Genomic DNA, 12,547 nt, shown 5'->3' on the forward strand with positions numbered 1-12,547 from the left:
ATGTTCGACAAGATGACCCTCCAGGTGCTCGCCAACCACGCCCGCGCGGCGGCCGAGAACATGGCCCACACCCTGCACCGCACCGCGCATTCCGCCTTCGTGAAGGAAACCCAGGACTTCACGGTCATGCTGATGGACCGCACCGGCGACACCTTCGCCGTGCCGATGGAGCTGGGCGCGACATGGTATCCCGGGCTGACCTATGGCCGGGCGATCGACATGGTCGACGACTACCGTCCCGGCGACGTGGCCTTCACCAACGATCCCTATTCGGGCCACGTGGCCACCCACGCCCCCGACACCCACCTGTGGAAGCCGGTCTTCGCCGATGACGAGATCGTCGCGTGGACCGGCGGGCACATCCACAACACCGACATGGGCGGCGCCGTGCCCGCCTCGCTGTCGCGCTCGCTGACCGAGATCCACCAGGAGGGCCTTCGCTTTCCGCCGATGAAGCTGGTGCGCGAGGGCGTGTTCGACGAGCAGATCATGCAGATCATGTCGACCAACGTGCGCAAGCCCGCCCTCAACATCGGCGACATCAAGGCGCTGGTCGGTGCACTCAACACCGGCGAGCGCAAGGTGCACGCGATGATCGAGCGCTTCGGTAAGCAGGGCTTCGTCAGCGGCGTGGCCGCACTGAAGGCGCAGGCCGAGGCGCAGGCGCGCGCCATCCTGTCGGAGATCCCCGACGGCGACTACGTGTTTGCCGACTATGCCGACGAGGACAGCGACGAGGCCAACCCGTGCCGGCTGAAGCTCACGCTGAAGATCCGCGGCGACGAGGCGATCCTCGATTTCACCGGGTCGGACCCGCAGCTCGCCTCCTCCCTGAACGTCCCCTCGGGCGGCGATCCGCGCCACACCATCCTGCTGGTGGGGGTGTATTACGTGCTCTACACGCTCAACCCCCGCATCCTGCTCAACACCGGGCTGACGCAGCCGTTCACCTGCATCGCGCCGGAAGGCACGGTGCTGAACCCGGTCGCCCCGGCAGCGGTGGGGATGCGCTCGCTGACCTGCGCGCGGCTGCGCTCGGTGATCTTCGGGGCCTTCGTGCAGGCTGTGCCCGACCGGATGCCCGCCGCCCCCGCCGGCAACAACTGCATCGTCAACGTGATGACCCGCGACGAGCGCTCGCAGCGCACGGTGATCGCAGCGGTCAACCCGGTGGTGGGTGGCGGCGGCGGGATGCCTCATCGCGACGGCACCAACGGCTCGGGCGCCGATGCGGCCTATCTCAAGAACACGCCGATCGAGATCACCGAGACCGAGGTGCCGGTGGAGTTCGTGAAATACGGGCTGGCCCGGGACACCGGCGGCGCCGGGCGCTGGCGCGGCGGTCTGGCCACCGAGATGGCATTCCGCGTCTTCACCCCCGACAGCCGCATCACCGCGCGCAACCGCGACCGCAGCTTCTTCCGGCCCTGGGGCACCGATGGCGGCCGGGCGGCGGGGCTCGCGGACATGGTGGTCAATCCCGGCACCCCCGACGAGCGCCGCATGGGCTCGAAGGACACCGCCATCCTGCAGCCCGGCGACGTGCTCGAGGTGCGCTCCGCCGGCGGTGGCGGGCGCGGCAATCCGGCCGAGCGCGAGCCGTGGCGGGTCGCCCGCGATGTGGCGCGGGGCTATGTGTCGGCGGAGGCGGCAGAGCGCGATTACGGCGTGATCCTCAAGGACGGCGCGGTCGACGAGGCCGCGACCAAGGCCGCGCGCGCGGCGATGCCGGCGCCCTCGGAGGCGTTCTTCCACTATGGCCCCGAGCGCGAGGGCTACGAGGCGCGCTGGACCGACGAGGCCTATGACCGGCTCACCGAGATCCTTGCCGGCCTGCCGATCCACTGGCGGTTCTTCACCAAGACCGAGATCTTCCGCAGGCTCGATGGCACCGGTGCGGCGGCGGTCGAGGCCGCCTTCGAGGCGACCTGCGCGCGCTTCCCCGAATTGCCGCGCCCGCAGGCCTTCGCCGAGGCGGCGGAATGAGTTCAGCCGGGATGCCCACGGGCCGGCTTGTCCGGCTGGCCGAGACCGCCCGCGCGCCGGTCGGGTTCACCTTCGACGGGGAGGCGCTGACCGGGCTCGAGGGCGACACGGTGCTGACCGCGATCCTGTTGTCGCGCGGCGCCCTGCGCACGGCCGAGTTCGGCCCCGAGGCGCGGTCCGGGTTCTGCCTGATGGGGGCCTGCCAGGACTGTTGGCTCTGGCAGGAAGAGGGGCCGCGCCTGCGGGCCTGCTCGACCCCGCTTGCCCAAGGAATGCGACTGCTGAGCGCCGCTCCCGCGTCGTGGCCGGAGAGCCTGGCATGAGCCGGGTTCTGATCGTGGGCGCAGGGCCGGCGGGCATCCGTGCCGCAGAGACCCTCGCCGGGGCCGGCCTGCACCCGGTCGTTGTGGACGAGGCCGCGCGGGCCGGTGGCCAGATCTACCGCCGCCCGCCGGAGGGCTTCACACGTCCGCCGGAGACGCTCTACGGCTCCGAGGCGGCCAAGGCCCGCGCCCTGCATGGCACCTTCGATGCGCTGGTGGCCGCGGGCCGCATCACCCACCTTCCCGGACGCTCGGTTCTCGCGCTGCGCGACGGGGTTGCGCATGTGCTGGGCGAGGCGCGGGAGCAGATCCGCCATGACCGGCTGATCCTCGCCACCGGCGCGACCGACCGGCTGGCCCCCGTGCCGGGCTGGCAGGCGGGCGGCGTCTATTCGCTCGGAGCGGCGCAGATCGCGCTCAAGACGCAGGGCGTGGCGCTTGGCCGGCGCATCGTGCTGGCCGGGACTGGCCCGCTGCTCACCCTGCTGGCTTCGCAGCTTCAGGCCGCGGGCGCGCAGGTGGCGGCGGTGCTCGACACCGCGCCGTGGCGCGGGCAGCTCGCCGGCGGCGTCGGCATGGCGCTGGCGCGCCCGCTGGTGACGTTGCGCGGGCTTCGCCTGCGCGCGGGGCTGGGCCGGGTCTATCATGCCGGTGTGACGCTCGAGCGCATCGAGACCGACGACAGCGGCCCCACCGCGATCCTCTGGCGCGACGCCCGAGGGCGCAGCCACGAGACGCGCTGCGACATGGTCGGGCTCGGTTGGCACCTGCGCGCCGATGGCACGCTGGCCGACATCGCGGGCGCCCGCTTTGACTGGGACCGGGCGTTTCACCAGTGGCTGCCGCGGGCGGACACGCTGGGGCGCGCCGGGGAGGGGCTCTATCTCGCCGGGGACGGGCTGCGCATTCTCGGGGCGGATGGTGCCGAGCTTGCCGGTCAGGTCGCCGCCATTGCCTGCCTTCAGGATCTGCGCCTGCCGCATCCCGACCCCGCGCCCCTGTTGCGCCGGCTGGCGCGGATGCGCCGCTTTGCCGAGGCCATGGCGCGCGCCTTTCCGTGGCCCGCCGAGGCGGTCGGGGCGCTGCCCGATGACACCGTGGTCTGCCGCTGCGAAGGCGTGCGGGCCGGTGAGCTGCGCGCCACGCTGCCGCTCTCGGGACCCGAGGCCAACCGGGCGAAATCGCTGGGTCGGGTCGGCATGGGGCGCTGTCAGGGGCGCTACTGCCAGCTTGCCGGGGCCGAGATCATCGCCGCGGCATCGGGGCGCCCGCCCTCCGAGGTCGGGCGGCTCAGGGCGCAGGCGCCGGCGCGTCCGGCCCCCATCGGGGCGTGGCTGAGCGAGGCGACTGGACAATGCGCGGGTGAGGCAGATTAAACTGCCAGCCACGCGCATCCCGCAGAGAATTCTGCTGCCGCGCGGCATTCGGCAGCTTTGTCCGGGTGCCTTGTCCGAAGGTGATTGCAAGCAACGACAGGAGTAGCCCATGCCCGGCTTCGACGCCCCGCTTCCGGCGGGACATTTCATCGCGGGTCGCACCGTGACCGCCCCCGCCGAGATCGACGTCTTCTCGCCCTCCACCGGGCAGCGGATCGGGGCGATCCCCCGCGCCGATGCGGCGCTGGTCGATGAGGCGGTGCAGGCGGCGCGCGCGGCGCGGGAGGCGTCGAACTGGGGCGGCATCGCTCCGCGCGAGCGGGTCCGGGCCATGCACGCCTGGGCCGACCTGATCGAAGCCGAGGCCGATCATCTCGCCTATCTCGAGGCGATCTGCTCGTCGCGTCCGCTGGCGCAGGCCAAAACCGGCGACGTCATGGTCACCGCCGAGCAGATCCGCTTCTTTGCCGAGTTCGCCGACAAGGAAGGCGGTGATCTCGTGCCGACCGCCGACAGCGCCTTCGGCTTCATCGCCGACGAACCCTACGGCGTCATCGGCGCGATCACGCCGTGGAACTTCCCGATGTCGATGGCGGGCTGGAAGCTCGGGCCGGCGCTGGCAGCGGGCAACGCGGTGGTGCTCAAGCCCTCGGAGATGACCCCCTACAGCACGCTCTACATGGCGGAGCTGTCGGTGCGCGCGGGCATTCCCGCCGGCCTGATCAACATCGTGCTGGGCGACGGCCCCACCACCGGCACCGCGATCACCGGTCACCCGCAGATCGACAAGGTCTCGTTCACCGGCTCGACCCGCGCCGGGGCCGCGATCATGGAGAACATCGCCCGCACCGGCATCAAGCCGATGACGCTCGAGCTTGGCGGCAAGAGCCCGATGGTGGTGTTCGCCGATGCCGATCTCGATCTCGCGGCGGAGTGTCTGGACCGGGGCATCATGCCCAATGCCGGGCAGTTCTGCGTCGCCGGCTCGCGCATCCTCGTCGAGGAGAGCATCGCCGGGCCGCTGGCCGAGCGTCTTGCCGCGCGCTTTGCCAAGTACCGCCCCGAGGACACGCTGGCCCCCGAGGCCGGGTTCTCGCCGATCATCTCCGCCGGGCAGCTGCAGCGCATCGACGGCATCGTGCAGGCGGCGGTGGGGCAGGGCGCCGAGCTGCTCTGCGGCGGCGCGGCCTTCGATCGAGAGGGCAGCTTCTACCAGCCGACGCTGATCACCAACGTCACGCAGGACAGCCCCGCCGTGACGCAGGAGATCTTCGGCCCGGTCGCCACCTTCCAGACCTTCAAGGACGGGGACGAGGACGAGGCGATGGCGCTTGCCGCGCACCAGACCTACGGCCTTGCCGCCGGGCTCTTCACCCGCGATCTCAGCCGCGCGCTTCGCCTGACGCGGCGGCTCGAGGCCGGCACCGTCTGGGTCAATCGCTACGGTCGCACGCGCGACCACATCCTGCCGACCGGGGGCTGGAAGGCCTCGGGGCTGGGCAAGGATCTGGGCCGCGAGGCCTTTCTCGCCAACCGCCGGACCAAGTCCGTGCTGATCGACCTCTGAACCGGGACTGACCGATGACCACCTACACTCTTGCCCTGATCCCCGGCGACGGGATCGGTACCGACGTGACCGATGCCGCCATGGAGGTGCTGGCCGCTGTCGCAAAGGGCCGCTTCGACGTCGAGACCACGCGCTTCCCGTGGTCGTGCGAGTACTATCTCGAGCACGGCACGATGATGCCCGCCGACGGCATCGAGACCCTGCGCGGCTTCGATGCGATCTATCTCGGCGCGGTCGGCTGGCCCGAAACGGTGCCGGACTCGGTGTCGCTGCACGGGCTGCTGCTGCCGATCCGCAAGGCGTTCAACCAATATGCCAATATCCGCCCGCACCGCCTGCTGGCCGGGGTCGAAGGCCCGCTCAAGGCCGAGGGGTTCGACATCCTGTGCATCCGCGAGAACACCGAAGGCGAGTATTCCGGCGCCGGCGGTCGGGTGCACGAGGGCAAGGACAACGAGGTGGCGGTCGAGACCTCGGTCTTCACCCGCGCGGGTGTCGAGCGCATCCTGCGCTTCGGCTTCGAGCAGGCCCGAGCCCGCCGCAAGCACCTGACCAGCGTGACCAAATCGAACGCGCAGAAATACTCGATGGTGTTCTGGGACGAGGTGACCCGCGAACTGGCTGCCGAGTATCCCGACGTGACCGTCAGCCACATGCATATCGATGCCATGGCCGCCAAGATGGTTATGGCGCCGCAGGATCTTGACGTGGTCGTGGCGTCGAACCTCTTCGGCGACATCCTCACCGATCTCGGGGCCGCCATTCAGGGCGGGCTGGGCTTTGCCGCCTCGGCCAACATCAACCCCGACCGCTCGGCGCCGTCGATGTTCGAGCCGGTGCACGGCTCGGCCCCAGACATCGCAGGGAAGAACATCGCCAACCCGATCGCCGCGATCTGGTCGGTGGCCCAGATGCTCGAACATCTGGGCGAGGCCGAGGCCGCAGCCGAGGTTCTGGCCGCCATCGAGGCGGCGACCGCGACGGGCATCGGCAGCCGTCCGGGCGCGAGCAGCACGCAAGAGATCACCGCGGCCGTCATCGCCGCTCTGGAGGCCTGAGACATGACCCTGCACAGCACATTCGCCACCGACATCCGCGACAGCCTGTCCGATCCCGACCTGTTCCGCGAAGCCGCCCTGATCGACGGCGCGTGGATCGACCGGGCCGACATGGCGGTCTCCAACCCCGCGACCGGCGGCGTTCTGGGCCACATGCCCGACTGCACCGCCGAGGAGACAACGCAGGCCATCGCCGCGGCTGAGGCCGCGATGGTCGACTGGAAGAAGAAGACCCACGCCGAGCGCGCCGACCTGCTGATGGCGTGGTACCAGCTCATGCTCGATCACGCCGACGACCTTGCGCTGATCCTCACCGCCGAGCAGGGCAAGCCGGTGGCCGAGGCCAAGGGCGAGATCTCCTACGGCGCCTCCTTCGTGCGCTGGTTCGCCGAGGAGGCCCGCCGCATCAACGGCCACATCATCCCGAGCCCGGTGCCGGGCAAGAAGATCTTCGCGATGAAGGAGCCGGTGGGCGTCTGCGCCATCATCACGCCGTGGAACTTCCCGATCGCGATGATCACCCGCAAGGTGGCCCCAGGGCTGGCCGCGGGCTGCACCATGGTGATCAAACCCTCGGACTTCACGCCTTACTCGGCGCTGGCACTCTGCGTGCTGGCCGAGCGGGCGGGCATTCCCAAGGGCGTGCTCAACATGCTCACGGGCCGCCCGGAAGAGATCGGCGCAACGCTGACCGCGTCGCCGGTGGTGCGCAAGCTGAGCTTCACCGGCTCGACCCGGGTGGGGGCGCTGCTGGCCGAGCAATGCGCGCCGACGCTGAAGAGGATGAGCCTCGAACTCGGCGGCAACGCGCCCTTCATCGTCTTCGACGACGCCGATCTCGACGCCGCGGTCGAGGGCGCGATGGCCTCCAAGTTCCGCAATGGCGGCCAGACCTGCGTCTGCGCCAACCGCATCCTCGTCCAGTCGGGCATCCATGATGCCTTCGTCGCCGCGCTGGCGGCGCGGGTCGATGCGCTCAAGGTCGCGGTCGGCACCGAGGCCGGGGCCCAGATCGGGCCGATGATCAATGCCGCCGCGATCGAGAAGATCTCGGCCCATGTCGAGGATGCGCTGGCCAAGGGCGCGACGCGCGCCACCGCCGCCCGCGATCTGCCCGCACAGTTCGCCGACCCGGTGGTGCTGACCGGTGCGACGCTCGAGATGCGGCTGGCCAGCGAAGAAACCTTCGGCCCGGTGGCGCCGATCTTCCGGTTCGACACCGAGGAAGAGGCGCTGAAGGTCGCCAACGGCACGCCGTTCGGACTCGCGGCCTATTTCTACACCACCGACATGGCCCGCGCCTTCCGCTTCGGCGAGGCGCTCGAGGCCGGGCTGGTGGGGCTCAACACCGGCCTGGTGAGCCATGCCGAGGCGCCCTTCGGAGGGGTGAAATCCTCGGGCCTCGGGCGCGAGGGCGCTCAGGAGGGCATCGAGGAGTACCTCGAGACCAAGGCCTTCCACTTCGCGGGTCTCTGACCCCGTCGACAACACCTGCGCGCGCTGCCCGTGGATCACGCGGCGCGCGCAGTCTCTCTTGCGCGCGCATCGCAGGCAGTCTGCGAAGTCGGCCCGCGCGGCGAGGCTCCGGACGGGTGATGCGGCTCAGTCGTTCCTCGAAACGTGCTCCAGCAGACCCTGCCCGCCCATCTCGATATCGAACCGGATTCCCGCTTCTGCCGCCTCGGCATCGCCGCCTTTCAGGGCTTCGATGATGCGTTCATGCGGATGCGGCTGCCAGTCGGCGGGCACGCCTGCGTCATAGAGATGCGACAGGATCGGGCCGCAGCGCACCCACAGGTTCTCGACCAGGTCATAGGTGATCGGCAGGTGCCCGGCGCGGCAGAGCGTGAGGTGGAACTCGGTGTTCAGGTGCACCGCGTCCGCGAAGGATTGGCGCGCGTGGCAGTCCGAGATTCCCGACTGGATGTCTTCCAGTTCCTGAATCTCGGCGGCGCTGATGCGGCGGGCCGCGGCAGCGGCCGATTTTCCTTCAAGGTCCATCCGAATGCTGCGGATTTCCAGCAACTGCTCGAGGCTGAGCGAGGGCACGTAGACGGTGCCGCGCTCGTCAAAGGCCATGGCGCGCTCGAAGACCAGCCGCAGCAGCGCCTCGCGCATCGGTGTGAGCGAGATGCCGAACCGTTGCGACAGCGGCCGCAGCCTTAGCCGCTCGCCGGGTGCCAGTTGCCCGCGCATCAGGGCGTTTCGAATCGTCGTATAGGCGCGGTCACTCAGGTTCTCGCGTTCGATAGGTTTGGCCCAATCGTTTGATAAATCTGACATATTCCGCCCTCTGCCTGCGCCGTCCGAGTGCCGATGAGATTTTTCGGCTTTACTGTTATAACAAATAAAATATAACCGAGTCGTTGGCCAGACATAGTTTCCGGCCGCCCGTATCGGGAGAATACGGGACATCTGGAGGAGATCATAACCGATGCTTGCGTTGCGCAAGACACGTGCCGGGACAGGTGTGAGCCTCGTCTCGACCAGCTTCTGCGGCCCGCGTCCGGGTCGCGGCGAGGTCGAGGTGGCGGTGCAGGCCGCAGGGATCTGCGGCAGCGACCTGCACGCGGTCGCCTGGGACCCGAGCTATGGCTTCATGGAGCCCCTGCTGCCGCTGACCCTCGGTCACGAGTTTGCCGGGACGGTCACCGCCTGCGGTGACGACGTGAGCCGGATCGCCGTCGGGGACCGGGTGGTGTGTTCGCCGACCCTGACCTGCGGCCGGTGCGAGGGCTGCCGGCAGGGCCGCCCATCGGCCTGCGAGGCGCGGCAGATCGTCGGGCTGCATCGCGACGGCGGCTTCGCCGAGCGCGTGCGGGTGCCCGAAACCGTGCTGCACCGGCTGCCCGAGGGCATCGGCTTCGAGCGCGCCGCGCTGGCCGAGCCGCTTTCGATCGCGGTGAACGCGGTCGACGTGGCTGAGGTTTCGGCAGGCGATCGCGTGTTGGTGCTCGGGCCGGGTCCGATCGGGCTGGCCTGTGCATTCGTGGCGCAGGAGCGCGGTGCGCGGGTGCTGCTGGCGGGCCTGCACGACGCGGCGCGGCTGGGAATTGCGCGTCAGATGGGCCTCGAGGCGGTGGTGGATCTGGCCGAAACGCCTCTGGATGTGGCGCTAGAGGCCGCCTTCGAGGGCCGCTGCGACCGGGTGATCGAGGCCACCGGTGTCGCGGCCTCGGTGGGGCAGGGGCTTCGGGCGCTGCGCCCGGAAGGCATCTTCGTGGCAGCAGGGATCCATGCCACCCCCTGCGAGATCGATCTGTCGCGCCTCGTGCGCGAGAAAAAACAGTTGCGCGGTGCCCATGACACCACGCCCCGCGCCTTTGCCGAAGCGGTCGCGCTGCTCGAGCGGCGCGGCGATGCGCTGGCGCATCTCATCACCCACACCCTGCCGCTCAGCCGGGGCGAAGAGGCCTTCGCCCTCGCCCGGGACGGCGCGGCGATGAAGGTGCTGTTGCACCCGGAACCCTTGGAAGGACAGACCACATGACCGAAACGACGCGCGCCGTGATCGCCGACGGGGCAGGCGGCCCCGAGGTCCTGCGGGTGACCGAGATCCCGCGCCCCGTGCCCGGCCCCGGCCAGCTGCTGATCGAGGTTCACGCCGCGGGTATCAACCGGCCCGACGTGATGCAGCGGCAGGGCAATTACCCGCCGCCGCCGGGGGCTACGGATGTCTTCGGGCTCGAACTTGCCGGCGTGGTGGCGGGGATTGGCGAGGGCGTCGAGGGCTTTGCCATCGGCGACCGGGTGATGGGGCTGGTGCATTCCGGCGCCTATGCCGACTGGGCGCTGCTAGATGCGCCGATCGCGATCCCGGTCCCCGACGGCATGAGCATGGCCGAGGCCGGGGCGGTGCCCGAGACCTTCTTCACGGTCTGGTCCAACGTCTTCGAACGCGCGGCGCTTCAGCCCGGCGAGACGCTGCTGATCCATGGCGGCACCTCGGGCATCGGCACCACGGCGATCCTGCTGGCCAAGGCGCTTGGCTCGACCGTCATCGTCACCGCCGGCAGCGACGAGAAATGCGCCGCCGCGCAGGCGCTCGGCGCCGATCACGCGATCAACTACCGCACGCAGGACTTCGTTGCCGAGACGCGGGCGCTGACCGATGGCCGGGGGCCGGACGTGATCCTCGACATGGTGGGCGGCCCCTACATGCAGCGCAATATCGAGTTGCTCGCCGCGGATGGCCGGATCGCACAGATCGCCTTCCAGCAGGGAAGCAAGGCCGAGCTCGACCTGCTGCCGCTTCTGATGAAGCGCGGCACCCTCACCGCCTCTACGCTGCGCGCCCGTCCGGTCGAGATGAAGGCGCGGCTCGCCCGCGCGCTGACCGAGCACGTGGTGCCGCTTCTGGCCAGCGGCGCGGTCCGCCCGCCGGTCGATTCCACCTTTCCCCTCGCCGATGTCGCCAAGGCCCATGCCCGCATGGATAGCAGTGCGCATGTCGGAAAGATCGTTCTTCTCATGAAACCGGAGGCCTGAGCCATGACCGTCATGGACCATCCCACAGCCAATCTCACCGGCGCGCACGTCATGGCCGCCGCCCTCTCACGGCACGGCGTGACCGAGATCTTCGGGCAGTCGCTGCCGTCGGCCCTGATCCTGGCCGCGCCGCATTACGGCATCCGCCAGGTCGGCTATCGCACCGAGAACGGCGGTGCCGCGATGGCAGATGCCTATGCGCGGGTGTCGGGCCGGGTGCCGGTGGTGACGGCACAAAACGGTCCGGCGGCAACGCTGCTGGTGCCGGGGCTGGCGGAGGCGCTCAAGGCATCGGTGCCGGTCGTCGCCATCGTGCAGGACGTGCATCGCAAGTTCACCGACAAGAACGCCTTTCAGGAGATGGACCATGTGGCGCTGTTCGGCGGGGTCTCGAAATGGGTGCGCCGGGTCGCGGATGTCGAGCGCATCGACGACTATATCGACATGGCCTTCACCGCCGCCGCCTCCGGTCGGCCCGGTCCGGCGGTGCTGCTGGTACCGCTCGACGTGCTCGACGAGCGTCCGGAGCTGGCCCCCGACGCGCCGCGCCGGCAGGCCGATCTCGGGCACTGGCCGCTCGACCGGATGGGGGCCGACCCGGCCCGTGTGAGCGAGGCGGCGACGCTGCTCGCCGGCGCAAAGCGCCCGGTGGTGATCGCCGGCGGCGGCGTGCACGGCTCGCAGGCCGTCGAGGCGCTGGGACGCCTGCAGGAGCTGGGTCTGCCGGTGGCGACCACGGTGATGGGCAAGGGCACGGTGGCCGAGACGCATCCGCTGTCGCTCGGCGTGGTCGGCTACTTCATGGCACCGGGCGCCCGCGCCGCGCATCAGCGCGAACTGGTCGCGGAGGCCGACGTGGTGCTGCTGATCGGCAATCGCACCAACCAGAACGGCACCGACAGCTGGTCGCTCTATCCCGAGGGCGCGCGCTATATCCATATCGACATCGATGGCGGCGAGATCGGGCGCAACTACGAGGCGCTGCGGCTCAAGGGCGACGCGCGGCTGGTGCTGACCCAGCTCTGCGACGCGCTCGAGGCGCAGGACCTCTCGGCGATCCTCACCCGGCGGCCGGGCCTCGAGACCCGCATCGCGGAGGGCCGCGCGGCGCATGAGCGCGAGATCGACAGCCTGATCGACTGGGACGCGGCCCCGATCCGGCCCGAGCGGCTGATGCGCGATCTCGACACGGTGCTGCCCGATGACGCGGTGACGGTGGCCGATGCGAGCTATTCGTCGATCTGGATTGCCAACGGTCTGACCGCCCGCCGCGCCGGCCAGCGCTTCCTGACCCCGCGCGGTCTGGCGGGGCTGGGCTGGGGGTTGCCCTTCGCGCTCGGCGCCAAGGCGGCACGACCCGAGGCCCCGGTGGTGTGCCTCACCGGCGATGGCGGCTTCGGTCACGTCTGGGGCGAGCTCGAGACTGCGCGGCGCATGAAGCTGCCGGTGGTGGTGATCGTGCTCAACAATCAGATCCTCGGCTACCAGAAGCACGCCGAGCTGAGCCTCTTCGGGGATTACACCGACGTGGTGCATTTCACCGCTGTCGATCATGCCGCGATCGCCCGCGCCGTGGGCTGCGAAGGCATCCGGGTGGAGACGCCCGAGCAGTTCCTGCCGGCGCTGGAGGAGGCGCTCGGCAAGGCGGAGGTCACCGTGATCGACGTGATCACCGACGAGAAGGCGCACCCGCCGATTACCGTTTTTCAAGGCAAGGAGGCGCTCGACTACTGAGCGTCCGAACCGGGC

General features: G+C 70.0%; 10 protein-coding genes. 9 read left to right on the forward strand and 1 reads right to left on the reverse strand.

Translation table 11 applies throughout. The features are described 5' to 3' along the window. The 6 genes from LCM15_RS17775 (at position 1) to LCM15_RS17800 (ending at position 7,786) form a co-directional block, all read left to right on the forward strand. Positions 1–1,986: a hydantoinase B/oxoprolinase family protein gene (locus LCM15_RS17775; protein ID WP_224858777.1), complete on the forward strand. Its 1,986-nt coding sequence runs from the start codon at positions 1–3 to the stop codon at positions 1,984–1,986. Next, positions 1,983–2,309, forward strand: a complete 327-nt coding sequence (locus LCM15_RS17780) for a (2Fe-2S)-binding protein (RefSeq protein WP_224858778.1) — start codon at positions 1,983–1,985, stop codon at positions 2,307–2,309. Before LCM15_RS17775 ends, LCM15_RS17780 begins: the two co-directional genes overlap by 4 nt. Further along, positions 2,306–3,685 (forward strand): NAD(P)/FAD-dependent oxidoreductase, encoded by a 1,380-nt coding sequence (locus LCM15_RS17785; protein WP_224858779.1) that lies wholly within the window; start codon positions 2,306–2,308, stop codon positions 3,683–3,685. Before LCM15_RS17780 ends, LCM15_RS17785 begins: the two co-directional genes overlap by 4 nt. 109 nt (positions 3,686–3,794) lie before the next feature. Next, positions 3,795–5,252: an aldehyde dehydrogenase family protein gene (locus LCM15_RS17790; protein WP_224858780.1), complete on the forward strand. Its 1,458-nt coding sequence runs from the start codon at positions 3,795–3,797 to the stop codon at positions 5,250–5,252. A 14-nt stretch (positions 5,253–5,266) separates the two neighbouring features. Further along, a complete protein-coding gene (locus tag LCM15_RS17795) occupies positions 5,267–6,310 on the forward strand; it encodes a tartrate dehydrogenase (protein WP_224858781.1) in 1,044 nt (347 codons plus the stop codon). A gap of 3 nt (positions 6,311–6,313) precedes the next feature. Then, complete coding sequence (locus LCM15_RS17800) at positions 6,314–7,786, forward strand: NAD-dependent succinate-semialdehyde dehydrogenase (RefSeq protein ID WP_224858782.1); 1,473 nt, start codon at positions 6,314–6,316, stop codon at positions 7,784–7,786. A 126-nt stretch (positions 7,787–7,912) separates the two neighbouring features. Here the strand turns inward: LCM15_RS17800 and LCM15_RS17805 are convergent, their stop codons facing one another. Continuing rightward, entirely contained in the window at positions 7,913–8,725 is an 813-nt protein-coding gene (locus tag LCM15_RS17805; RefSeq protein WP_224858783.1) for a GntR family transcriptional regulator, read from the reverse strand. A gap of 19 nt (positions 8,726–8,744) precedes the next feature. Between LCM15_RS17805 and LCM15_RS17810 the strand changes: the two genes are divergently transcribed. Genes LCM15_RS17810 through LCM15_RS17820 form a run of 3 tightly spaced genes read left to right on the forward strand, consistent with a single transcriptional unit; the run spans position 8,745 to position 12,532 of the window. After that, positions 8,745–9,800 carry a zinc-dependent alcohol dehydrogenase gene (locus LCM15_RS17810; RefSeq protein WP_224858785.1) on the forward strand — a complete coding sequence of 352 codons (1,056 nt, stop codon included), beginning with the start codon at positions 8,745–8,747 and terminating at the stop codon, positions 9,798–9,800. Beyond that, positions 9,797–10,798, forward strand: a complete 1,002-nt coding sequence (locus tag LCM15_RS17815; RefSeq protein ID WP_224858787.1) for an NAD(P)H-quinone oxidoreductase — start codon at positions 9,797–9,799, stop codon at positions 10,796–10,798. The genes LCM15_RS17810 and LCM15_RS17815 overlap by 4 nt, the downstream gene beginning before the upstream one ends. Positions 10,799–10,801: 3 nt before the next feature. Next, positions 10,802–12,532, forward strand: a complete 1,731-nt coding sequence (locus LCM15_RS17820) for an acetolactate synthase catalytic subunit (protein ID WP_224858789.1) — start codon at positions 10,802–10,804, stop codon at positions 12,530–12,532. Positions 12,533–12,547 lie beyond the last annotated feature (15 nt).

This window comes from Salipiger bermudensis, assembly GCF_020171625.1.
GTDB lineage: Bacteria > Pseudomonadota > Alphaproteobacteria > Rhodobacterales > Rhodobacteraceae > Salipiger > Salipiger bermudensis_B.

What these genes read in the sequence shown, in the direction of transcription:
- LCM15_RS17810 (WP_224858785.1), top strand. Translation starts at nt 8,745, where the DNA reads ATGCTTGCGTTGCGCAAGACACGTGCCGGGACAGGTGTGAGCCTCGTC.
- LCM15_RS17775 (WP_224858777.1), top strand. Translation starts at nt 1, where the DNA reads ATGTTCGACAAGATGACCCTCCAGGTGCTCGCCAACCACGCCCGCGCG.
- LCM15_RS17805 (WP_224858783.1), bottom strand. Translation starts at nt 8,725, where the DNA reads ATGTCCCGTATTCTCCCGATACGGGCGGCCGGAAACTATGTCTGGCCA.
- LCM15_RS17795 (WP_224858781.1), top strand. Translation starts at nt 5,267, where the DNA reads ATGACCACCTACACTCTTGCCCTGATCCCCGGCGACGGGATCGGTACC.
- LCM15_RS17815 (WP_224858787.1), top strand. Translation starts at nt 9,797, where the DNA reads ATGACCGAAACGACGCGCGCCGTGATCGCCGACGGGGCAGGCGGCCCC.
- LCM15_RS17780 (WP_224858778.1), top strand. Translation starts at nt 1,983, where the DNA reads ATGAGTTCAGCCGGGATGCCCACGGGCCGGCTTGTCCGGCTGGCCGAG.
- LCM15_RS17800 (WP_224858782.1), top strand. Translation starts at nt 6,314, where the DNA reads ATGACCCTGCACAGCACATTCGCCACCGACATCCGCGACAGCCTGTCC.
- LCM15_RS17790 (WP_224858780.1), top strand. Translation starts at nt 3,795, where the DNA reads ATGCCCGGCTTCGACGCCCCGCTTCCGGCGGGACATTTCATCGCGGGT.
- LCM15_RS17785 (WP_224858779.1), top strand. Translation starts at nt 2,306, where the DNA reads ATGAGCCGGGTTCTGATCGTGGGCGCAGGGCCGGCGGGCATCCGTGCC.
- LCM15_RS17820 (WP_224858789.1), top strand. Translation starts at nt 10,802, where the DNA reads ATGACCGTCATGGACCATCCCACAGCCAATCTCACCGGCGCGCACGTC.